The sequence below is a fragment of the Levilactobacillus zymae genome, assembly GCF_032190635.1.
In the GTDB taxonomy this organism is placed as follows: Bacteria; Bacillota; Bacilli; order Lactobacillales; family Lactobacillaceae; genus Levilactobacillus; species Levilactobacillus zymae_A.
On record NZ_JAVLAS010000001.1, the window covers coordinates 2,137,450 to 2,160,562 of the forward strand.

The 23,113-nt window shown below is 53.0% G+C and carries 22 protein-coding genes and 1 pseudogene; 11 read left to right on the forward strand and 12 right to left on the reverse strand.

The window, feature by feature from the left end; all coding sequences use genetic code 11:
* Position 1: 1 nt before the first annotated feature.
* The 4 genes and pseudogenes from RI501_RS10185 to RI501_RS10200 form a co-directional block, all read right to left on the reverse strand.
* Complete coding sequence (locus RI501_RS10185) at positions 2-535, reverse strand: hypothetical protein (RefSeq protein WP_313822265.1); 534 nt, start codon at positions 533-535, stop codon at positions 2-4.
* Positions 536-609: 74 nt separating this feature from the next.
* A pseudogene (locus tag RI501_RS10190) lies at positions 610-1,067 on the reverse strand (Fur family transcriptional regulator).
* Positions 1,068-1,151: 84 nt separating this feature from the next.
* On the reverse strand, positions 1,152-1,712 hold the full coding sequence (locus RI501_RS10195; RefSeq protein ID WP_313822267.1) for a guanylate kinase: 561 nt from the start codon (positions 1,710-1,712) through the stop codon (positions 1,152-1,154).
* Positions 1,709-2,128, reverse strand: coding sequence for a bis(5'-nucleosyl)-tetraphosphatase (locus tag RI501_RS10200; RefSeq protein ID WP_313822270.1), 420 nt, complete (start codon positions 2,126-2,128; stop codon positions 1,709-1,711). The genes RI501_RS10195 and RI501_RS10200 overlap by 4 nt, the downstream gene beginning before the upstream one ends.
* Positions 2,129-2,545: 417 nt before the next feature.
* Here RI501_RS10200 and RI501_RS10205 point away from each other — a divergent pair, with 417 nt between their 5' ends.
* From RI501_RS10205 to RI501_RS10215, 3 genes are all read left to right on the forward strand, one after another.
* Positions 2,546-3,940 carry an APC family permease gene (locus RI501_RS10205; RefSeq protein WP_313822272.1) on the forward strand — a complete coding sequence of 465 codons (1,395 nt, stop codon included), beginning with the start codon at positions 2,546-2,548 and terminating at the stop codon, positions 3,938-3,940.
* 458 nt (positions 3,941-4,398) lie between these two features.
* Complete coding sequence (locus tag RI501_RS10210; protein ID WP_313822274.1) at positions 4,399-6,837, forward strand: Xaa-Pro dipeptidyl-peptidase; 2,439 nt, start codon at positions 4,399-4,401, stop codon at positions 6,835-6,837.
* A 73-nt stretch (positions 6,838-6,910) separates the two neighbouring features.
* Positions 6,911-7,819 (forward strand): proline-specific peptidase family protein, encoded by a 909-nt coding sequence (locus RI501_RS10215; protein WP_313822276.1) that lies wholly within the window; start codon positions 6,911-6,913, stop codon positions 7,817-7,819.
* A 63-nt stretch (positions 7,820-7,882) separates the two neighbouring features.
* On the opposite strand, the gene RI501_RS10220 is transcribed toward RI501_RS10215, so the two are convergent.
* The 4 genes from RI501_RS10220 to RI501_RS10235 form a co-directional block, all read right to left on the reverse strand.
* Positions 7,883-8,500 carry a DapH/DapD/GlmU-related protein gene (locus tag RI501_RS10220; protein ID WP_313822278.1) on the reverse strand — a complete coding sequence of 206 codons (618 nt, stop codon included), beginning with the start codon at positions 8,498-8,500 and terminating at the stop codon, positions 7,883-7,885.
* Between the two features lie 158 nt (positions 8,501-8,658).
* A complete protein-coding gene (locus tag RI501_RS10225) occupies positions 8,659-9,267 on the reverse strand; it encodes a L,D-transpeptidase (RefSeq protein ID WP_313822280.1) in 609 nt (202 codons plus the stop codon).
* A 206-nt stretch (positions 9,268-9,473) separates the two neighbouring features.
* Entirely contained in the window at positions 9,474-10,022 is a 549-nt protein-coding gene (locus RI501_RS10230; protein ID WP_313822282.1) for a L,D-transpeptidase, read from the reverse strand.
* 19 nt (positions 10,023-10,041) lie between these two features.
* Positions 10,042-11,595, reverse strand: a complete 1,554-nt coding sequence (locus RI501_RS10235) for an ABC-F family ATP-binding cassette domain-containing protein (protein ID WP_313822284.1) — start codon at positions 11,593-11,595, stop codon at positions 10,042-10,044.
* A gap of 194 nt (positions 11,596-11,789) precedes the next feature.
* On the opposite strand from RI501_RS10235, the gene RI501_RS10240 reads away from it, so the two are divergent.
* A complete protein-coding gene (locus tag RI501_RS10240; RefSeq protein WP_313822286.1) occupies positions 11,790-12,173 on the forward strand; it encodes a VOC family protein in 384 nt (127 codons plus the stop codon).
* A gap of 28 nt (positions 12,174-12,201) precedes the next feature.
* Positions 12,202-12,897, forward strand: coding sequence for a CPBP family intramembrane glutamic endopeptidase (locus RI501_RS10245; RefSeq protein WP_313822288.1), 696 nt, complete (start codon positions 12,202-12,204; stop codon positions 12,895-12,897).
* A 59-nt stretch (positions 12,898-12,956) separates the two neighbouring features.
* Here RI501_RS10245 and RI501_RS10250 read toward each other — a convergent pair whose 3' ends face one another.
* The gene (locus RI501_RS10250) at positions 12,957-13,838 is read right to left on the reverse strand and encodes a DegV family protein (protein ID WP_313822290.1); all 882 of its coding nucleotides are present in this window, start codon (positions 13,836-13,838) and stop codon (positions 12,957-12,959) included.
* 472 nt (positions 13,839-14,310) lie between these two features.
* Here RI501_RS10250 and trpX point away from each other — a divergent pair, with 472 nt between their 5' ends.
* Genes trpX through RI501_RS10265 form a run of 3 tightly spaced genes read left to right on the forward strand, consistent with a single transcriptional unit; the run spans position 14,311 to position 16,965 of the window.
* Positions 14,311-15,306, forward strand: a complete 996-nt coding sequence (trpX, locus tag RI501_RS10255; protein ID WP_313822292.1) for a tryptophan ABC transporter substrate-binding protein — start codon at positions 14,311-14,313, stop codon at positions 15,304-15,306.
* Entirely contained in the window at positions 15,303-16,202 is a 900-nt protein-coding gene (locus RI501_RS10260; protein ID WP_057732799.1) for an ABC transporter permease, read from the forward strand. The genes trpX and RI501_RS10260 overlap by 4 nt, the downstream gene beginning before the upstream one ends.
* Complete coding sequence (locus tag RI501_RS10265) at positions 16,195-16,965, forward strand: ABC transporter ATP-binding protein (RefSeq protein WP_313822295.1); 771 nt, start codon at positions 16,195-16,197, stop codon at positions 16,963-16,965. Before RI501_RS10260 ends, RI501_RS10265 begins: the two co-directional genes overlap by 8 nt.
* A gap of 226 nt (positions 16,966-17,191) precedes the next feature.
* Here RI501_RS10265 and RI501_RS10270 read toward each other — a convergent pair whose 3' ends face one another.
* The gene (locus RI501_RS10270; RefSeq protein WP_396442522.1) at positions 17,192-18,058 is read right to left on the reverse strand and encodes an NAD(P)-dependent oxidoreductase; all 867 of its coding nucleotides are present in this window, start codon (positions 18,056-18,058) and stop codon (positions 17,192-17,194) included.
* Between the two features lie 150 nt (positions 18,059-18,208).
* Positions 18,209-18,976, reverse strand: coding sequence for a TerC family protein (locus RI501_RS10275; RefSeq protein ID WP_313822297.1), 768 nt, complete (start codon positions 18,974-18,976; stop codon positions 18,209-18,211).
* A 226-nt stretch (positions 18,977-19,202) separates the two neighbouring features.
* Here RI501_RS10275 and RI501_RS10280 point away from each other — a divergent pair, with 226 nt between their 5' ends.
* Complete coding sequence (locus RI501_RS10280) at positions 19,203-20,525, forward strand: serine hydrolase (RefSeq protein WP_396442523.1); 1,323 nt, start codon at positions 19,203-19,205, stop codon at positions 20,523-20,525.
* A 218-nt stretch (positions 20,526-20,743) separates the two neighbouring features.
* The gene (gene tnpA / locus RI501_RS10285; protein ID WP_313822301.1) at positions 20,744-21,199 is read left to right on the forward strand and encodes an IS200/IS605 family transposase; all 456 of its coding nucleotides are present in this window, start codon (positions 20,744-20,746) and stop codon (positions 21,197-21,199) included.
* 152 nt (positions 21,200-21,351) lie between these two features.
* On the opposite strand, the gene RI501_RS10290 is transcribed toward tnpA, so the two are convergent.
* Positions 21,352-21,975, reverse strand: a complete 624-nt coding sequence (locus tag RI501_RS10290; protein WP_313822303.1) for a glycoside hydrolase family 73 protein — start codon at positions 21,973-21,975, stop codon at positions 21,352-21,354.
* A gap of 120 nt (positions 21,976-22,095) precedes the next feature.
* On the opposite strand from RI501_RS10290, the gene RI501_RS10295 reads away from it, so the two are divergent.
* On the forward strand, positions 22,096-23,082 hold the full coding sequence (locus RI501_RS10295; protein ID WP_313822305.1) for a YdcF family protein: 987 nt from the start codon (positions 22,096-22,098) through the stop codon (positions 23,080-23,082).
* The last annotated feature ends 31 nt before the right edge of the window (positions 23,083-23,113 follow it).

Sequence of the window (23,113 nt, forward strand, 5' to 3'; positions counted from 1 at the left end):
CTTAATTGCCACCATCCGTGGTTCCACCATCATCGGTGGTTCCCTGAGTCGTCGTGGCATTATTGGTCGTGGTACCGGTCGTCCCCGTGGTATCGGACGTCGTGTCGTTAGTTGTGGTATCGTCATCCGTCGTGTTATCGGTATTGCCGGTCGTCGTGGTCGAACTGGATGACTTCTTCTTGGAGGTTGTCGTTCCGCCAGTCGTGGTCGTCCCCGTCGTACTGGATTCCGACGTGTTATCCGCCGACGAACTCTGCGTATCCGTCGAAGAACTATCCGATGAAGAGTCCTTATCCTTACTGCTACTATCGGAAGAATCCGAACTCTTATCCTTCTTGCTGCTATCGTCACTAGATTTCTTCTTATCGGAACTATCCGAGAACTGTCCCGATAGCGACGAACTGGTCGTCGAGACGCGACTAGCACCTTCGTTAGTCTTTGTCACGGTGTTGGTCACCACGTTGGTGGCCCCGAGTGCCAACGCCATCGATAGAATTGCGAATGGCGTGATAAACGGTGGTGTGCGGTACGCCATGTCTGATTCCTCCTTATCCCTAGCTCATTGACTCCATTATCTCACGGCTAGGTGAAAACTTTCTCAAAATTCTTTTAATTTTTAACTAAGGCCGCTTCCGTAATCCCCGCCGCCTTACAGTCGGCACACAGGCCGTACAGTTCAAAGCTGTGACCCGTTACGTCGCATCCCGGCAACTGATCGGTGAAAAAGTCTAGTGGGCACATCTGAAGCTCCGTCACCTTGCCACAGTTCTGACAGATGAAGTGGTGGTGATGCTGGTGGTGAAAATCACACTGGTACTTCACCCGTGCGCGCTCTGTTCCGTATTCTGTTCCACCAGGCCGACCTCTTCAAATTCTTTCAGGTTCCGGTAAACCGTGTTGTGACTCATTCCCGGAAATTCGGTCCGCATATAAGCGTCGACGGTCACAACGTCCGTATAGTGCCCCTGATTGGTCAACAAAAACGACAAAAGGGCGTGCCGTTGTTTGGTGAGCTTTAACTTATTCTTCTTTAAAATCGCCACAGCGGTACTCAATGATTCTGTCATGATGGACGACCTCCTTATAATCAGTCCGAATTCCCTGTTAGTTTAGCATACTTCCTAAGAAACGCAACTCGCGGCGGACCGCGCCTATTCGTCGGTCAAACGCGCCATCAAATCATCGAGCTTTAATTGAGTTTGTTGCCAATGATCGTTGTTCAGCTCAATGGCGCGTCCCCGCAAAGCTAACGGCATCGTCAAGTCCCGGCGATACTCCGGACTGGCTAATCGCTGCTTCAGCATGGTGGCGTTGTCCCCCCGAGCCGACAACCGTCCCTGCAGCTGATCGGCATTGCTAACCGTCAAAAAGATGATGACCGCTTGATCGCCCAGAGTTTGAGCGTAGGTAATGGCTCCCTTGGTGTCCAGCACAATGGCCGGAAACGGTGCGCGTTTAAACCCATCGGCAATGCCCTCGCGTGACGACCCGTACCGGTAACCCGCATAAACCACGGATTCCAGGTAATGGTTCTGGGCAAACGAGTCAGCCGTTTCAAAGTAGTAGTCGCGACCATTCACCTCACCGGCACGGGGTGGCCGGGTCGTGTGGGTCACAATGCGGGTGACCGGATAATTCTGAGCCAAATAATGTTGGACCGTGGTCTTGCCCGTTCCCGTGGCCCCAGTGATGACTAAGACTTTGGGCGTCATAGGGCACCCGCCGTCAGGTACGCGTGCGCCTTGTCGAGTGCCTCCTGCAGGTTGGCGTAACTCAACGTCGCTCGGGCCTCCTGATAGGGGAACCAACCAAAGTCACTGATTTCGACCTTTTGGCGGGTAATCGTGACGTCGTTAGCCACCTTGGCGGTATACAACACCACGTGCTTATGATGCCCGTTTTGCATATCGTAATCTAAAACCACTTGAAACTCGGGATCCACCGTCACATCCAGTTGGGTTTCTTCTTGAATCTCACGGTGCGCCGTTTCTAGGTCCGTTTCGTGTCCTTCCACGTGGCCCTTAGGAAATCCCCAGAAGTCACTGGTCGCACTCTTTAACAATAAATATTGGGGCTGGCCGTCTTTTAATTGATAAACGACCGCTCCACTGGCATTTTCGGTAATCATCAGTCAAATTGCCTCCTTAAATATCTTCCAAGTCTGGGATAAAAGTTTCGGGCTCTTTTCCGTCCCCGAATATCTGGTATCGAAACGTGCGCCAAAAAACAGTTGGCTCCGCTTAGCCTTGCAAACCAGATCATCACCTTCTGTCCCACTCTCATATTTAGCTAGTCTAATGCTAATCACCCGTCTCGGGCCGGCAAAACTCTCCTCCCGAGAGACCGGGGCGCAAATGTTCCGTTGCTGGCAACCTCTTATTATAACGGAATCAGTAGGACCCGAATAGTCTTCACGCTCGCTTTTCAAAAATGAGACCCGACAAAAGCCCAAAATTCGCCGTTAATCGGTTGAACTCTCATTGACTTTTAATTTAATTCTAGGGTACACTAGGCCAAGATATCAACTACATCAAGGGGGCCTCTTATGGCTATTTCACGTCTCTTTCGCCGCGAGAAACTCGACAGTTACCTCAGCAGCGACCAACATTTTGCAAAAACCATGTCCGCTAAGGATCTCATGTCCTTAGGGATTGGTGCGGTCATCGGAACCGGGATCTTCATTCTACCGGGGACCATTGCCGCACAGTACAGTGGTCCCGGGATTGTCTTGTCCTTCCTACTGGCCGCCGTCGTCTGTTCCACCGCCGCCATGTGTTACGCGGAATTCGCTTCCGTCCTGCCCGTCGCCGGTTCGGCCTACTCCTACGGCAACCTGGTCTTCGGCGAAATCATCGGTTGGGTCCTGGGCTGGGCGTTGATTCTCGAATACGTCTTGGCCGTGGCCGCCGTCGCCAACGCCTTCGGGGCCTATTTCAAATCGTTCGTGGCCGGCTTTCACCTCACCATCCCGACAGCGATCGCCGGGCCCTTCGACCCGGCGCACGGCACCTACGGCAACCTGGTCGCCATTCTGGTTGTGGTCCTGATTAGCTGGCTTCTGAACCGGGGGATGCGCGAATCCATGCGGATCAATAACGCCATCGTGATCGTCAAAATTGCCATCATTATTTTATTCGTTGTGGTCGGGGCGTTCTACGTTCGGCCCGCTAATTGGCACCCCTTCGCCCCGTTTGGCGCCGCCGGGATTCGCCGTGGCGCCGCAACCGTCTTCTTCGCCTACTTAGGGTTTGACGTGGTCTCCTCTTCGGCAGCCGAGGTTAAGAATCCTCGCCGCAACATGCCTATCGGGATCATCGGCACACTGGTCGTTGCCACCGTGCTTTATATGCTAGTCGCCATCGTGTTGACCGGGATGGTGACCTACACCAAGTTAAACGTGGCCGACCCCGTCGCTTTCGCACTGACCCTGGTTCACCAGAACTGGACGTCCGGGATCATCTCACTAGGAGCTCTGGCCGGAATGTTTACCATGATGGTCACCATGATCTACAGCTCGTCGCGGTTAATCTACTCGGTCGGGCGGGACGGTTTATTGCCCAAGTTTCTGGGTAAGATTGACACGCAAACGGGAACACCCAAGCACAGCCTGATTGTAGTCACGGTGGTCATCGCCTTGCTAGGCGGCTTCGTGCCACTAGACCAACTAACCAACCTGGTCAACATCGGGACGCTGGTGGTATTTTTGTTCGTTTCCTTCGGGATCATCCGTCTGCGCCACTTGCCAGAAATGCCGCACAATACGGGCTTTAAGGTGCCCTTCTACCCGGTACTACCCATCATTTCGGGGCTCCTGTGCTTCTACATGATGCTGCAGTTGCCCGCTGAAACCTGGATTGCTTCCTCTATCTGGTTTGCTTTGGGCCTAGTGATTTATCTGACCTACGGCTTACGGCACAGTCGGCTAAACGACCAGGACTAGCCTTAAACTGGGGCGCGTGAGATCACCTCTTGGGGTTAATCATTGCTAGTCAATCCAAACGTTCGGCGGTGATCGGCTACTCACTAACTCAACTCACCACTCTAATGAATGGAACAATCATTTTTGATATAAACTAGGGTCTGTCTTAAAACTCAATCACCGATTTAAATGATCATCCATTACCCTCTACTGAAAAGAATCCAGTTTATTTATTGTTATAACTCGTGTGAGCTGGAGGGCCAGTCAGAAATGGGCTCAGGGGTGAAATTTGTGTTGGCCGGTGTCCTTTGCCGGCCTAGACAAAGGTCGGTCTTCAAGACCTGGGCTATGGGCTTGAAGCCGTGCCCACCCCGTTCCAGCCCGTTTCTGACTGGCCCGGAGGCGCTGAATACTCAAAATTAGTCTTTTAAGACAGGCCCTAGTTACACAAACACTTTTAGGTTAAGGTAGGCGATTTTATGCGTAATCATCAATTTGCAATTCGTCCCACCACGCCCGCACAGGCGTTAGCCGAATTGCACCAAATTCGTTTCTTAGACGACACCACGGAAGCCCTCACGACACCTAGCGCCCTCCTCAGGGCCTTTTATGCCAAGAGTTGGCCCGAATTTCCGACCACGAGTAGTGTCGACGCCCAGCTAGCTAACTTGTTAGCAACGTCCGACACCGATGCAGCGGCCTTTCTAGCCGCTCACGATAACGTGCCGGTCACGGTTTTTTACAACTTAGCGCTCCAACGGTTGAACTTTGCGGTCAGTCGGGATTTCGACTTAGCCGATCCGTTAGCCGCCATGACTAAGATCCAATTACCCGTCAGTTCCCATGCCGGGGCCGACTTCACGCTGGCCGAACTCAAACAGGCCTGGTACCTGCTGCTAGCCACCCACACCAAAACCGGGCAAACCTTCCTGGACCAACTGACCACCCACGGTTATTTCGTGCCGTTCTACCACGACGCCAGCGTCACCAAACCGCTCCTCTTTAACGGTAAGGCCCAAGCGGTCTTCGATACCAGCGAGCTACTACGCGACGTGGTCTACGTGGAAAGTTCTCAAGACACCGATCACGATGGGCAACGCGACTTGCTAAAGGTCGAGATCTTACGTCCGGCCGAAACTGCCGATGGGCTGAAGGTCCCCGTGCTCTTCACGTCGAGTCCCTACAACCAAGGCACCAACGACGCCGAGGGCGAGGCGCTGACCCATAACGTCAACGTGCCGTTGACCCCTAAGCAGCCCGTGCATCGGACGTTAGCCGACGTGACCGCACCGGAGACGCCCTCCACGGTTCCCGCTCCGCGGCCCGTAACGGCAACGACCCGTGACGCCGAGGAACACTTTGCGCGCGAGCAATCTTACACGCTTAACGATTACTTCTTAGCCCGCGGGTTTGCCGTGGCCTACGCCGCCGGAATCGGGACCAAGGACTCCGACGGGTTACGGACCACCGGGGACCCTGACGAAACCATTTCGACCACCGCCGTGATTGAGTGGCTCGCCGGCAACCGCACGGCCTTCACGACCCGTGCGGCCACGACGGCCATTACCGCGTGGTGGTCCAACCACGCTATCGCCATGACCGGGCGCTCCTACCTGGGGACCCTGTCGACGGCCGCCGCCACTACCGGGGTTCAGGGCTTAAAGACCGTCATCAGTGAAGCCGCCATTTCCAGTTGGTACGACTACTACCGCGACGGTGGCCTGGTGATTGCCCCGGGTGGTTTCCCGGGTGAGGACGCCGACGTCTTGGCCGAAGAGGTCTTCAGTCGCCAACAACAGGCCGGCGCTTACCACCGACTTCAGGGCAAGTGGCAGGCTGCGTTAGCCCAGATTACCCACGATCAAGACCGGACTACCGGCAACTACAATCGCTTCTGGGACGCCCGCAACTACTTGAAACACGCCCAAGACATCAAGGCCGACCTCCTGTTGGTCCACGGCCTCAACGACTGGAACGTTAAGCCCCGCAACGTGAATAATCTGTGGAACGCGGTCAGAGACCTCCCCGTCACCAAGAAGCTGATTCTCCATCAGGGCCAACACATCTACATCAACGCCTTTCGGTCCATCGACTACACCGACATCGTCAATCTCTGGTTAACCCACGAACTGTTGGGGGTGGATAATCAGGCCGAGACGCTCCTACCTAACGTGATTATTCAAGACAACACGCAACCGGAACGTTGGCAAGCCTTCGATGATTGGGACGCCCCGACTAACCCGCAACGCCGCTTTACCCTGCGCGAGGGTGAACTGATTGACGCGCCCGTAGCCACTCCGGGGACCGGCGCCATCAGCTTTAGCGACCAATTGCCCGTTAAACAATTTGAACACTACACCCACCACATCGATGACTGGCAGGCCGACCTGCTGGGCGATAAACACAACGCCATGGCCAACCACCGGTTGATTTTCAAATCGGCCGGCCTAGAGCACGACCTGGTGCTCGATGGCAAGCCCAGCATTAACCTGCGCGTGGCCGTTAACCAGCCCGTGGGGATGCTGAGTTTCCAACTGGTCGATTACGGTGACGCCAAACGTCTTAAGGCCAACCCAACACCCTTACGTCAGGCCCTAGACTTGGGTTACCACTGGCGTGAAGACAGTCTGCGGGAATTCCAGCTGGGACCAATCACCCCCTGGCACCTGATCACCAAGGGGCATCGTAATTTGCAAAACCGGACCAACACCTATCAGGTCGACGAGTTGAAACCCAACGTCTTCTACGACCTGAGCGTCACGTTACAACCCACTCACCATCGGCTATTGGCCGGCCATCAGCTGGGGCTGGTCATCTACGCCACCGACTTTGGCATGACGGTGCGTGGTAATCAGGACCTGCAATATTCCATCCAGCTCGATACGGCCACCTTGACCGTTCCCACGTTAGCGGATTAGAAAATTGGGCCTTTAATTAAAAGCATGATAAACTAGACATCATTAAAACTTTAAGTATCGGGGGAATTTGATTATGAAACAAGGAACCACTATCATCACGCTCGACAACGGCTACCACCTCTGGACCAACACCCAAGGAACCGGCGACATTCACTTGCTGGCCTTACACGGGGGCCCCGGTGGTAACCACGAATACTGGGAAGACACTGCTCAGCAACTCGCCAAGCAAGGCCTGAACGTTCAAGTCCACATGTACGACCAACTGGGTTCCTGGTACTCCGACCAACCCGACTATAGTCAACACGAAAACCAAAAGTTACTGACCTACGACTACTTCTTGGATGAAGTCGAAGAAGTCCGGCAAAAATTGGGCATCGACCACTTCTACCTGATCGGTCAATCCTGGGGTGGCGCACTGGTTCAAATGTACTCCTTAAAGTACGGCCAACACCTCAAGGGAGCTATCATCTCCTCGATGGTCGATAACATCGACGAATACGTGGTCAACGTCAACAAGATTCGTGAGAAAATCATGACGGCCGACCAATTAGCCTACATGAAGCAGGTTGAAGCCAACGGAAACTACGACGATGCCAAGTACCAAGGCCTAGTCGACATCTTGAACAAGGGCTACGTCGACCGGAAGCAACCGGCCGCCATCTCCCACCTGATCGACACCACGGCAACCGACGTTTACGGTGCCTTCCAAGGCGATAACGAATTCGTCATCACCGGGAAACTTAAGGAATGGGACGTTCGCGACCAACTCAAAAACGACCAAGTGCCCACGTTAGTGACCTTCGGGGAACACGAAACCATGCCACTGGCCACGGGTAAGCGGATGGCCGAAACCATTCCCCACGCCCGGTGGGCCACGACGCCTGAAGGTGGCCACCACCACATGATCGATAACGCGCCGGTCTACTACGACCATTTGGCAACGTTCATTCGTGACGTGGAAAACGATAACTTCAACGATTAAGTTGAGCGTCGAAAAACGCTTAGTGACCTTCCTGGCCGCTAAGCGTTTTTTGCTGGTTTTGGATTACTTGGGCTGTCGCACCGGGCGGATGACCCGCGCCGGATTGCCGGCCGCAATCACGTTATCCGGTAAATCGTGGGTCACTACGGCGCCCGCACCGACGACCACGTGATGACCAATCGTTACACCGGGCAAAACGATGACCGACCCGCCGAACCAACAGTCATCCCCGATGGTGATGGGGGAGTCGTATTCCCATCCCTGGGCTCTAAGTTGCCAATCGTCCGTGGGATGGTTGGGCGTGAAGAGCTGGCAGTTCGGCCCAATAAAACAGCGTTTGCCGATGGTGACCTTGCCCGCACTAATGACCTGTAAGCGGGCGTTAATAAAGCTTCCGTCGCCAATCGTTAGTTGTTGGGGATGCTCAATGCTGATAATGGGACAGTATAACTCAACGTCTTGCCCCAGATTAGGCAAAAATTCGCGAATGAGGCGATTGGCCTGCGCGATATCGGTCTTGGCCACGTCGTTAATTCGCTGGACCGTCTGGGCACTTTGCTGCACAATGGCCTGCATTTTCGGTTCATGGACGTACTGATACCAGTCTCCATCGGTCACCCGTTGAAAAATATCTTTATGTGCACCCTGCTGTAAAATGGCGGTGCTAATCTTTTTAACCATCCTAAAAGCCCCTTTTACGTTAATTTAAACCGCTTACAACCTAGTGTACGCCAAAATCAGGTTAGTTGCTTAAAAAAACCAATTAAAAAATCGGTAAGTCCGCCCCATGACCATGGCGGCGAACTTACCGGTTGAATGTTCTTAACTTGTCTGGATGCTTAACTGTGAATAACCACTTTCATGCCATAAGGAACGGTCTCGTAGACCCATTTGGCATCGGCCACGGATAACCGCACACAGCCGTGCGAAGCGGCCGACTTCCCCAGTTCCTCGGCTTCCTTTTTAATGTAGTGACCGTCTTGGTCGGTCGGAACACTGTGGAAGAGGTAGATTCCGTGGTCCTTCCAGGAAACCCAATACCGGGCCCCCTCACCGGAACTCTGATTATAAAAGAAGGTTCCCCGCTCACTTTGGATGTGATAGGTCCCGGTCGGCGTACCATTCTTCTTCCCCGTCCCGGTCGAACAATACATGGTATAGAGGACGTGCTGACCGTCCTTAATGTAAACCCGCTGCCGGGTCGTGTTCACGTCTAACCAGGCGTTAGGATGTTGTTTTAGGTTCGGGTACGGCTTGCTTTCGGATGGTTTACGCCAGTTGATGGTCTTGGCCTCGGCTTGCGTGGTCGAGTTGGTCGTTGTTTTTTTGGCGGATTGACTGGTTCGTGGTGTGGACGTCGCGGATAAGCGCTGAAAAAGGTGGTTCAGCCCCCAGCCGGCGACTAAGACTACCAGCACCACTAAAAGTAGTTTTCTAAAGTGCTTCATCGAATTTTTCACCCTTTATTATTTTTTCACTGTAACGCCTACCATAACCGTTTTTTTTGAAAAAAGGAAGCTATTTGATTAAATCGTAACCTTAATTTGACCAAATCGTTAAACTCGTTTTTTCAACGTTCACGACGGACCACCCCGGTTTAACCGACGACAAAAGGTGTCATCCCGAACATCTCGGTTCGACATGACACCTCTAGTTAAGCGTGAATAACCACCTTCATACCGTAAGGAACGTGCCGGTAGACCCACTGTGCATCGGCTACGGATAGGCGTATGCAGCCGTGAGACGCGGCCGTCCGTCCAAGCTGTTTGGCTTCTTTAGTGATGTAGTCTCCCTGCTTATTCGTGGGAACGCTATGAAAGAGGTACACCCCATGATCTTTCCAGGAAACCCAGTAACGGGCTCCCTCACCGGACGTTGGGTTATAGAAGAACTTCCCCCGCTCGGCCTGGATATAAAAGGTGCCGGTTGGCGTCGCGTTGGCTCCCGTGCCGGTCGAACAGTACATGGTGTAAAGCGTCCGGCGACCATTCCTGACGTAGACCCGTTGCCGGCGGGTATTAACGTCCAACCAGGCGTGCGGGTAACGGGTGAGGTCCGGATAAGCTTGGTCCTCAGAAGGGGCGCGCCAATCGATGGCTGGTTGACTGACACCAATCTGGAAGACCCGCAGTAATTGATTGAGTCCCCAACCGGCCACCGCCAATAACCCGATGATGATCAGTAATTTACGAAAGTTCCGCACGGTCCCCACGCTCCCCTAATTAATTGGTGGCGTTCTTTAAACTCAGCTTTTCAACGTTTAAGATCTTGTCCACTAAACCGGTGTAGAAGCTGGCCTCATGGCTAACGATGATGGCGTTGCCCGGAAAGGCCCCAATTGCGTTCTTGAGGGCCTGCTTGGTTTCATCGTCCAGATGGTTGGTCGGTTCATCCATGATTAGGAAGTTGGCGGGCTCAAATTCCATCATCGCCAGCTTGACCTTGGTTTGTTCCCCCCCGGAGAGTTCCCCGATGGGCTTCATCGCGTTGGCCGAATCCAGCCCACACTTGGATAATTTAGTCCGAATCGCCTTTTGGGGCAACTTTTCGTACTTGGCCTGAATAATTTGTAGCGGCGTCTGGTGGTCGTTATCCCAGACTAAGTCCTGACTAAAGTAGCTGATCTTAGCCGACGGAGAAAAGTGGGCTTCCCCACCCTTGGCCTTGATCAGACCCAGGATGGATTTAATCAACGTCGACTTTCCGACCCCGTTGAACCCGGTCAAGCCCACCTTCTGATTGGTGGTTACCGAGAAGGTCACCGGCTTTAACAGTGGCCGGTCGTATCCCACAGAGAGTTGATCGACCACCAGGGCGTTTTGCGACCCCGTATCCTGATACGGAAAGTCGAAGTGCGCCTGGATATTGGTCGACGGTGGATCGACCCGTTCCATCCGGTTCAACATCTTTTCTCGCGACTTGGCCATGGTCGACTTAGAACCGGCCTTATTCTTGCGAATGAAGCGTTCAGCCTTTTCGATCACGACCTGTTGTTTATCGAATTCACGTTGCTGGGCCTTCTCGCGTTCCTCACGTTGCCACATGGCCTGCTTGAAGTTCCCCCGGTACTTGGTGATCCGGCCAAACGCCACGTTGATGATACAGTTGGTGACGTTTTGTAAGAAATCGTAATCGTGAGACACAATCAACGCTGCCCCGTCAAAACTATTCAGGTAGTCTTCCAACCAAGCAATATGCGTGACATCCAGGTAGTTGGTCGGTTCGTCCAACAGAATGACGTCGTTGTTTTCCAACAGCAACTTAGCCAAGATAATCTTGGATCGTTGCCCCCCGGACATTTTGGCAACTTCGTGGTCGCGGCCAATGTCGTCTAAGCCTAACCCGGAGATGACCCGTTCGATTTCGGTTTCGACGTCGTAGAAGTTCCGCGCGTCGAGTTGCTCTTGCAGGCGACCCGCCCGTTCGAGTAATTTATCGTCCATTTTTTCGGCGTATTCCGTGTACAGCGCGGTCATCCGGTCGTTTATTTCATATAAGTCCGCGTAAGCCGTATGCAAAAACTCAATCAGCGTCATCCCCTCCGGAATGTCCGCGTACTGGTCCAAGTAACCGACCCGCGCCTTGTTTTGCCATTTGACGGACCCCGTCACGGGGAGCTCCTGGCCCGTAATAATCTTGATTAATGTGGACTTACCGACCCCGTTTTGACCCACGACGCCCATATGTTCACCCTTGTTCAGTTGAAAGCTGGCATCGGCGTACAATTGCTTGTCCGCGAAACTCATGCTCAGGTTATCAACTTCTAATAGTGGCACGGTGAAATCCTTCCCTTCTGCTCTTATGCGTTCGCACAAAAAAGCCCCGACAACGTCAAGGCCGTTTTTCTTCATTAATACGTCATAACTTAACACGAAACCCGCCCCAGCGTCAACAACACCTCCCTAGGGGGTCACTAGGGAACTATGCTATAATGATGAAAATTTGCTTCACTAAAGGACTGACACTTTCTATGAACATTCGTGACATTGACCACATTACCCTGACCGTTAGCGACATCGAGCGTTCCGTGCGCTGGTACCACGAGGTTTTCGATCTCCCCATCGTGGAATTTGACGATGGTCGTCGCGGCGTTAAACTGGGCAAACAAAAAATTAACTTCCAGGTTGCTAGTGACCCCCACTTACCGGTGGCCAAGCACCCCACGGTTGGTGCGGCCGACTTCGCCATCATCGCGACCGATCCCTTAGCCAACATCCTCTCTCATCTGACCAACTACGCGGTGGAAATCATTGACGGCCCATTGCCCAAGATGGGCGCCCAGGGGCCGATGACGTCGGTCTACGTACGCGATCCGGACGAAAACTTAATTGAAATTGGCAAATACGATAACTAGCTGTAACGCATAAGGGGGAAATCGTCACATGCACAAGGCACCTCGGGGCATCATGGCCCTCTTTGATTGGCTCGGCCGGTGTGGGTACTGGGTCGGGTTTGTGATCATTTATTTAGCGGACTCACTGATCCTAACCACGGCCACTGGCTTAGCCAGCACCCAACCTGCCGCGGCCACCCGGATGATTGGCATCATGCTCATCTACTCGGCGGGACTCCTCGCCTTTATCAGCTGGCGTTACCAAAAGCAGCTCGATTACGATAATCCCCGGCACTTTGGGCGCACGCCGCTAACCTTTCAACGGTTCGGGCAGCTCATCGCCCTCTTCTTACTCATGTATGGGGTTCAGATCCTCTGGAGTGTTCTGATTGGCGCTCACGTGTTAAGCAGTCCCGCTAACCAAACCACCATTAACCAGCAAGTTCAACAGCTCCCCTTCTGGAACCTGGCCTACTCGGTCTTCTTCGCCCCTGTGATTGAGGAGTTGATTTTTCGGGGCATTTTTTTAAATTACTTTTTCCGCAAGAACAACCGCTGGCTGAATATTCTCGGCGTCCTGGTTTCCGGTCTAATCTTCGGTTACATGCACGTGGGGGGCTTGTCCTGGACCCTGCTGATGTACTCGGCGTTAGGTTGGGTGCTCGGCTTCACCTACCTGCACTTCCGCGACGTCCGTTACAATATCGCGCTACACTTTATGAATAACGCATTATCCCTACTTTAAAAGCACAATTAAACGCACCGACTCGTCCAGGGCCGGTGCGTTTTTTAGAAACATCTAGTCTAGCGTGTCACTAACTCTCGGTAATCACGGGCCCAGGTCAAGCCCATGGCCCCGTCCCCCACGTGAACGCCAAAGCTGGGCCCAATCAGGGCCGCGTCAAAGGCCACCTGGGGGAACCGATCATGCGCCGTCATCAGCCACTGTTCGGTGACCTCCGGTTGATCGGCATTGAGAATCGTGGCCTTAAGCGTGTCACTTTGCATCAGGTTGGACGCCATGAGATCCAATAGATCTCCCAGTGCACTCTTCAGGCGTAAAGTACTCCCCGCCAACCGGATCTTTCCCGAATTTTCGAAGACCAGTAGCGGTTTGCCCGCCAGTAACGGTGCGTTACCCGGACCGTGCCCCGGGTTAATTTCTCCCGTATGTAATAACGGCTTCATGGAGTCCACCACAAACCCGGTGTGACTGGTTTGCCGTAAGATGGCTAGCCGGTCCAAAATGGTCGCCACCGGCTCGTTTTGTTCAGCCAGTGCCGCTGCTAAGCGCACCTGATCGCCCATCCCCGTCAGAATCGTGCGAGAATCCCAGGGCCAAACCTTGACGCTCTCGATGTTCTCCACGTAAGCGCCCAACGTCGTCATGAAGCCCGATAGTCCACTAGTCGGGCCAATCACGATAACGTCCGTCACTTGCTGCTGGGCTAATTGGTCACAGGCGGTGTGGAGCGTTTGCATCGAAATCTGAGGTGCGGTGGGAACCATTTTTCGTGGCTTACTTAAGCGCAATAACCGATAATAGTCGGCCGGACTCAGGTCTTGATATTCGTGATATTGTCGGTTACCAAACATGATTGGCGCCGAGAGTAGCGTGATTCCGCGACTTTCAGCTTCCTGGGGGGTAATCCCTGCTGACGTATCCGTCATAATTGCTAGTTTCACGACGGCACCTCCTCGTTTCTACGCCCCCCATTCAGCACTACCTAGGGGGCCATCTAAAAAGTTAAGTATGCTTTAGTATACCATGCCCACCGCTTAGCACCAGTTGTTTATCGTCCGGCCACTGCGAAGTGGTTTGAAATTTCGCGAACAACCAAAAGATGGTTGACGTCTCTAAAACAATGCCGTACACTAAACTTATTCAGAATACGGAAAGAAGGAAAGTTAGATGCAAATGTCTACTCAGAACTTAAATGGACGTTGGCAAAGCCGGTAATCAGGTCGTCATCACTGTAGATGCGACTTGAGCTCACAGAGTGCTCTTCGCATCTGCGCCGGCTAACTTTCTGATGGAAAGGGTCTGCACGGATGAGTTTATCCGCCAGCGGCCCACTAGTTTTTGGGGTACCCGCTGCGGCTGGGTGCCCTTTTTTAGTCGGAAAAAGCCAACTTTCACGAAACGAGGTTGAGAAAGATGAAACGGTTATACGGATTAATTGCCATTATATTGATTTTTCTGGGATTTGCCTTCGTTAAGGAAAACCACCAGCAAAACGCCCAAAAGACGGGCACGCCGACCGTGGGGATCTTACAGCTCCTCTCCCACCCGGCACTCGATGCCATTCACAAGGGCATCATTCACGGGTTAGCCGAGGAAGGCTACCACGTCAACAAGAACATCAAGATTGATTTTCAAAACGCGCAAAACGATCAAAGCAACCTAAAGACCATGAGCGCGCGGTTCGTCAACGAACACGCAAACGTCATGATTGGGATCGCCACGCCGGCCGCCCAGGCGTTAGCTAACGCCTCGAGCACCACGCCGGTGGTTTTAGGGGCCATCACCGACCCCAAGGGTGCCGACCTGGTCAAGAGTAACACCCGGCCGGGCACCAACGTCACCGGGGTCTCCGATCAGGCGCCCTTAAAGGCCCAATTGAAATTGATTCAAAAGATCATGCCCAATATGAAGACGCTGGGCATCATCTACACCTCGTCCGACGATTCGGCCACGGCCCAGTACCACCAATTCGCGGCCATTTGTAAGCAGGCTAACGTCAAACTGAAGGCCTACTCCATCGCCAACACCAACGACCTGAACCAGGTCGCCCAGCAGATGGTCTCCCAAGTCGACGCGGTCTACGTGCCGACCGACAACACCGTGGCCAGTGCCATGCAAACGTTGGTCGCCACGGCTAACGCCAAGAAGGTGCCCGTGTTCCCTGCCGTCGACACCATGGTCAAGGCCGGGGGGCTCGCCACACTCAGTATTAACCAGTACAAGCTGGGCGTCGAAACCGGGAAGATGACCGCCGCCATCCTGCGGGGCAAGAACCCGGCCACCACGCCAATTCACTTCGAACGCCGCGGGGAAATGACCATTAATTTAACCGCCGCTAAGAAACTGGGGATCACGCTCCCCAGTGACGTCGTCAAGGAAGCCCAACAACACGGGGAGGTCTTTAAATGAGTTTAATGGTATCCGCAATCGGACAAGGCCTGCTGTGGGCCGTCCTCGGGGTGGGCTTGTTCCTTACCTTTAGAATTCTCGATTTTGCCGACATGACGGTCGAAGGCACTTTCCCGTTAGGCGCGGCCACCTGTGTCGCCGCCATCAGTAACGGCATGTCGCCAATCGTCGCAACGTTGTTAGCCTTTATCGTGGGGAGCCTGGCCGGCCTAATCACCGGGTTGCTCTACACCAAGGGCCACATCCCCATCCTGTTAGCCGGGATCTTAGTCATGACCGCCTGCTACTCCGTCAACCTGCGGATCATGGGCCGGGCCAACGTGTCCCTGCTGGGCAAAGCCACGCTCTTTAAGAACCACTTTCTGGAAGGCCTGCCGCAATACTTCGACAGCGTCTTTCTGGGGACCCTGGTGATGGTCGTGGTCACGGGCATCGTAATCTACTTTCTTCAAACCCAGCTGGGTCAAGGATTCATCGCGACCGGGGATAACCAGACCATGGCCCGTTCTTTGGGCATCAACACCGATAACATGAAGATCATGGGTCTGATGGTTTCCAACGGGCTGATTGCCTTCGGCGGTGCCCTGGTCGCCCAAAACAACGGCTACGCCGACGTCAACATGGGGATTGGGATCATCGTCATCGCCCTGGCCTCCATCATCATCGGGGAAGTCGCGTTTGGGGACCTGACTCTCAATCAACGGTTAGTCGCCGTGACCCTGGGGAGTATCCTCTACCGATTCGTGCTGCTAATCGTGCTGAAGCTCGGGTTCAACGCCAACGACTTGAACCTCTTATCCGCCATCGTCCTAGCACTGTGCATGATGTTACCGGTCTTCAAGCAGGCCTTCAACTTCAAGCACATCTTGAAACGGGGGTTAGATACTAATGACTAAACCATTACTACAACTCAAGGACGTGGTGCTCAAGGTCAACCGTCACACGCCCGAAGAAATCAAAATCTTAGACCACCTCAACCTGACCATCAACGCCGGCGACTTCATCACGGTGTTGGGCTCGAACGGGGCTGGGAAATCCACCCTATTCAACGCTATCGGGGGCGACCTGACGATCGATAGCGGTCAGATCCTGCTGAACGGCCGCGACATCGCCCACGATTCCGTGGAAAAACGGACCCGTTTTCTCAGCCGGGTCTTTCAGGATCCCAAGTTAGGGACCGCGCCACGGATGACCGTGGCCGAGAACCTCTTGCTGGCCGAACGGCGCGGACAACGCCGCGGGCTCATGCCCCGACGGCTCAACAAACAACTGGCTCACTTTAAGGAAATCACGGCTACCATGCACAACGGTCTGGATCAACGCCTAACCACCGCCACGGGGAACCTTTCCGGCGGCCAACGCCAGGCCCTGAGTTTTTTGATGGCGACCTTAAAGCGGCCGGAACTGTTGTTACTAGACGAACACACCGCCGCGTTGGACCCGCAAACTAGTCAGGACCTGATGCACCTGACCAACGAGCGGGTGCAAGACCAGAACCTGACTTGTCTGATGATCACCCACCACCTCGAAGATGCCCTCACCTACGGCAACCGGCTGATTGTGCTCCACCACGGCCGGGTCACCTTCGATGTCGCCGGTGCCGAAAAGGCCGCACTGACCACCGAGAAGCTCTATAGTTTCTTTGCGGAAATCGAATAGGAATGCCGCATCATCTCATTGAACATCAAATAAAGGGACACCCCACGAAACTCGGGGTGTCCCTTTATTTAGCTAGGGCCTGTCTTAAAACTCAATCACCGATTTAACTGATCATCCATTACCCTTGCTGAAAAGAACCCAGTTTAATTATTGTTATAACTCGTGTGAGCTGGAAGCACTGAATATTTCAAATTAGTCTTTTAAGCCAGACTAGTTAAGTTACCCGTTACTTGTCCTCGTAAATCTTAATCAAGCCCTGCGTCCCGTCATCACCTAGGCCGCAGTCATCGACCATGGTCTCATAAAGCTGCTTGGCCTGTTGGGTCGCCGGTAAATCCAGGTGCATCCGGTCGGCTTCCCGTAAGGCAATCCGTAAGTCCTTTAAGAAGTGCTTGGCAAAGAAGCCAGGCGTATAGTCGCCCTTTAAGATGCGGGGCACGTAGTTATCCATGCTCCAATTATCGGCCCCGCCACTGCTTAACGTGGCCAAAACCTGCGGCAGGTCCAGACCGGCCGCCTTGGCGTAGACCAACATTTCGGTCAGACCGGTCATGGTCCCCGCAATCATGATCTGGTTAGCCATCTTAGCGTGTTGGCCCTTTCCAGCTGCTCCAAAGTAATTAACTCGTTGACCAATCTGCTCAAAAATCGGCTGCATGGCCTGATAGGCTTCCTGGTCACCGCCCACCATCACGGTCAAGGTAGCATTTTTCGTCCCCACGTCGCCGCCGGAAACTGGGGCGTCTAGAGCCTTTAACTTCAACTGGTGAGCCGTCTTAGTTAACGTTACAGCTAGTGCCGGGGTACTCGTGGTCATATCGATAATCGTGCTTCCCGGCTTAGCACCAGCAAAGATCCCGTCCGTCCGGGAATAAACATCCTGAACGTCTTGAGGGAACCCGACCATGGTGATGATCACCGTCGATTGGGCCGCCACGGCCTGGGGTGAGTCCGCCCAAGTAGCCCCCGCCGCGAGTACGGTCTTGGCGTGGGCCTTAGTCCGGTTATAAACGACGACTTGGTGCCCCGCCTTCAACAGATTCTGAATGATGCCGGTACCCATAACGCCGGTACCGATAAATCCAATTTGCATTTCACTAACCCCCTTGGTTGTGATTAGCCCTATCGTACCACGAAACGTCCGTTAGCGGGTCAGTGACGCTAGCCCCTAGGTCGTCACCGAACACCACTATTTAGTCCCATCACAAAAGGTGCGCCGTGACGAACACGGCGCACCCTGAGATTAGTCATTCTTAGATTCGGAAGTTTTCCGAGCAGCTCGCCGTTGCCGGATTGCGTGAATCAAGAGGGTCACGATAATGGCCCCCACCACAATCAGACCGAATAACGCGGCCGGAATCTCGATATCAATTGCCGGAATCGACAGAAACAACTTCAACGCGATGATGCCAATGAGGATGTAAGCCATCGGTTCCAGTTCGGGAATCCGCTGCATTAATTTCATGATGATCTCGGCCACCCCTCGCATGGCCAAGATGCCAATCATTCCCCCGATCAACACGATCACTGGGTTGCTAGAAATCGCCAGCGACGCCAGCACCGAATCCACCGAGAAAACGATATCCATTAATTCAATCTGAATCACAACGGACCAGAACAGGGAGAACACCCGGTGTTTTTTTTCTGTGACCAATTTACGCGTGTGCTTCACGCGGGTCCGGGTAAAGAAGCGAAAGACCAGGTAGGCCAGGTACAGTGATCCTAAAACCTTAATCTCCCAGAAGTGAATCAAATAGGTCCCCAACCCAATAATGATGAACCGAAAAATATAGGCTCCCCAAATCCCGTAAAACAGCGATTTCTCGCGTAATTCCTGCGTCGGTAACGACTGCGTTTGGGCGGCTAAAACCACCGCGTTATCGACGGACAGCAGACACTCGATCAGCACTAACGAAAAAATGATTAGCCAATCGTTTCCCGTTGTAATCACAGTTGCCCAATTATGCGGGTCAAAAAACGGCCCGTATAACTGACTTAGAAAATGTAACACCGCATGCCTCAGCTCCTTTTTTGTTGGGGCTATTTTACCATATTGCATCGCCTACTGGCGACTAACCCGCCAAACTTTTTGAAGGTCCTCGGGATCGTTGGTTAATTAACTTGAGTCATTCACAACTTAAAACGTTGAAAATGTTACCGAAAAGCCATCATCTTGTTATTGATTCGCAACCAAAGCGCGTTACCATAAACGTATACTACCAATCAAAGGGGAATGGATGGTTATTGTGAAAAAACTCATGTTAATCGCCGCTTCCGCAATTTTTGCGGGCGGTTTGCTACCCGTGGGCGCGGCTCACGCCAGTAGCTATTTGACAATTACGAACACCCAGAACACGGACTATAACGCCCGGTTCGTGGGTCAACCCAAACGTAACGACGGGATCTACTACTACGGTCCCTATAAGACGCGGCGGTCGGCCACCACTCGGGATGCTAGCGGGAAGAATTGGCAACACCGCTTCGTGCGGGTCAGCCAAACGGCCACGCTATCCAACGGCGTGAAGTTCGTCAAGTTTTCTTGGTACGGCAAGACCATTGGCTGGGTGGACCAGCGGGCATTACAGAAGTTTAGTCGGAGTAGTAACGCGCAGGCCTTGTTGACCAACGCGCACTTCAAGGGGCACGCCATTTTATTTAACAACTACTCCTCCAACGCCAGTCACGTCAGCGTGGGGTATGCCGATGCGACGAGCCAGTCACCCAACACCGCCAACACCCTCTACCCCATTGCCTCACTCCAAAAGGTGATGACGGGGGCCATCATTGAACAACTCACCAGTAGCAATAAGCTATCGATGACCGACAAGCTGAGCAAGTTTTACCCTAGCATGAAGTACAGTCAAGACATCACGATTCGGCAACTCTTGGATCACCGCTCTGGAATTTCTATGGCTGAAAGTACCCCGGGGTCACTCTTAACCACACAAGCGGCGCAAATTAACTATACGTTACAACAGCTTAACTCGACCGGTAAATCCAGCTTTGACTACACCAACGCGAACTACGCCTTACTCGCCGCCATCGCGTCGAAGGTGACCGGTCAGAGCTATGAAGACCTGGTCCAAAGCCGCATCATCAAGCCGTTAGGACTGCAAAACACCTATGCGTGGGACCAACTGCCAACGTCGCAGCTTGCTGCCAGTGGCTATCGCTATGCGAATGGCCAGGACTACCAGAGTGCCAACGTCTCACAAGATCTGATGTCATCCTTACTGGGGGCCGGCAATTACTACTCTACCCCAGAAGATTACGCCACCTTCCAACGGGGGTTACGCAACGGTAAGGTGCTGACGAGAAGTCAATACTACGACTTGGCCAACAACAATAAGTACACTTACGATGGCGGAATGTACCATTACAGCGGTGGGATGAAGCGCATTCGTGGCTCACTGACCGGCGCGGGCTACGATACCGTGTTGTACGGTACCGAAGGTAATAAGTACGGTGTGATCCTCTTCGCCAACCAAAGTCCAACTAAATCAATCAACTCGTTAGCTAACACACTGTATCAATTAGCCGAAAATTACAACGAAAACTAATTTCAAAAAGTGTGCGGTCTCATCGCTAGCTCTAGCGGTGAGGTCGCACACTTTTTAGGTAGTTGCCTTTAGGCCCGGTTGAGCACGCTAAAGCGCGCGAAACAAAAACCCACCTGCTTTGCGGGTGGATAACAATTGGTTATACAAAATAATCCCCCATCGAATTACAATAGAGGTGTCTGAAGCCAACATTGTAATTTGAAAGGAGATTATAAACTATGGCCAATAAACTCAACAGCCTAGCACATACGAAATGGTTGTGTAAATATCATATCGTATTTACCCCCAAGTATAGACGGAAGATTATCTACAATCAATATCGACGTGATTTACAAGAATACATCAAACTTCTGTGTAAATATAAAGGTGTCACGATTATTGAAGGACATATGATGCCGGACCACGTTCACCTGTTGGTCAGTATCCCACCAAAGCTAAGTGTCTCGTCCTTCATGGGATATTTGAAGGGGAAGAGTGCCTTAATGATGTTTGATCGACACGCCAATCTAAAGTATAAATTCGGCAATCGGCACTTCTGGTCAGAAGGGTATTATGTCACAACAGTAGGCATGAACGAAGCGACCATCAAGAAATATATTCAAGATCAAGAGAAGCATGACATGGCGCTTGATAAATTAACGACCAAGGAATATACCGACCCTTTTAAGGGTTAGAGGTCCAGCATTCCGCACGCCGCTTAAAGCGGCCCGCCACAGTGATTGATGCAATTTGGCTTTTGACAAAAAGCCAGCGCCTTGAGACGCTGGCAGTACATACCGGGCTTATAGCCCGTGAGCAAGCCACCCGTTTTACGGGTGGTCTTGACTTAAGTATCATACTGGTTTAGATCATACGTGGCAATCACGTTGGTCAGCTTCTTCGCGTAATTCGGATCCGTAGCGTACCCGTTAGCCTGCAACAGCTTAGCGGCCGTTTGATAATCTGTCACCGTTCCTTTAAAATAGCTTTGTTTTAGCAACGCATCGTGGTCTAAAATTGCATCCGTCAGGTTAGGATAGTTCCGAAAAGCCGCCTTAACCTTCACGCGCTTATTATTGACATACTCCGTGGTCCAAAAATCCTTGCTACTCCCTTGATAGGCGCCTTTGACCCCAAACGGGTTGTTAGCTTGCAGGAAGAGTTGTGAGGTTCCCCAGCTGGACTCCAAGATGGCCTGGGCAATCACGATACTGGGCAGGACCTGACCATTCTGCTGATAGACTCGGACCGCCGGCGCAGCCATTCTCTTGATAAATTGTCGTTGCGCCGCGGTTTCATTCGACGACGAACTACTCGTGGTTCGGGTGACAAAGCCCGATTCAATTTCTGTTTTCAGATTACTTCGCACCAACAAGCCCCCACCGACGACCAACAGGACCATCACAAAGATCCAGGTTGCCAAGGCGGGATGGCTATTGTGTTGGCGACTCCTTCGACGTCGTTTTGGCACCCGCGTCCCCCCAATTTCGGTTATAATTGAGTCTATTATAACCACCTGAACCAGCCAAAGAAACGACTTCGCCACAGGCCACAACAAAACTTAATCTTTTTCTGAAAGGAGGACACCCAGATGTTACTTAGTCTCATCTTTTTCCTACTGTGTTTCACTGCGCTAATGACCTTCTGGCAACCTCACGGGTTGTTCAGCGCCGTCATTACCAGTTTGAGTGGCGGCTTAATTATCCTCATCGCTAGCTTCTCCCACCACCAATGGGCTCACGGTCTCGCTCTAATTGGGTGGGCCATCGTGGCGGTCATCGTCATCAGCGGTCTAGTGACCCTCGGATTAATTCTAAGTCGTCCCCAGCGCATCTTGCGCAAACAGGAACGGCTCACCTGGGGGTTACGCCTGGCCATTGGTCTGTGGCTAGTGTTGGGCTGCGGTTGGGGTTGGGCCGTCTTCACGAGTCATTTTAGTGATACCCTATGGCCCTGGCTGACCTTCATCCCCGTCTTCAGTCTCTATCTGGGGTTCCTCTACGCGGCGAGCTTAGTAGGCTTTTGGCGGGCCAGCCTCCACGGCGTTCGCCACGCCGATACCCTGGTCATCCTGGGGGCTGGATTGATTAACGGGCATCAAGTCGGACAAGTCTTGGCCTCACGGTTAGACACCGCCCTGGCCTTCGCTCAGCGACAAAAGTCCCCAGTCACGTTATTAGTGACGGGCGGACAAGGCCCTGACGAAACGGTAACCGAGGCCGCGGCCATGGCCGCTTACTTGCAAGATCATGGGTTTCCCGCCGAGCGAATTATTCAAGAAACGGCGGCCACCAATACACTCACTAACCTGTTCAACAGCCAACGACTGTGGATTAAATTACCCCACCAGGGCGGCCGGGTGGTCCTGGTCACCAGTAGCTACCACCTCTTTCGGGCGCAAATTCTCGCCCATCACCTAGGAATTCGCTTTCCCGGTTTACCAGCACCTACCCGCTGGACCTACCTGCCCATTGCTTGGGCGCGTGAATTTCTAGCCATTCTCATGCTGCATCCCCGTTTACACCGGGGAGTCTTGGTCACCCTCGTGGTCATTAACGGCCTGGGGCTCCTACTGTAAATTAAACCAGCCCCCGCCAAACGACCGATTG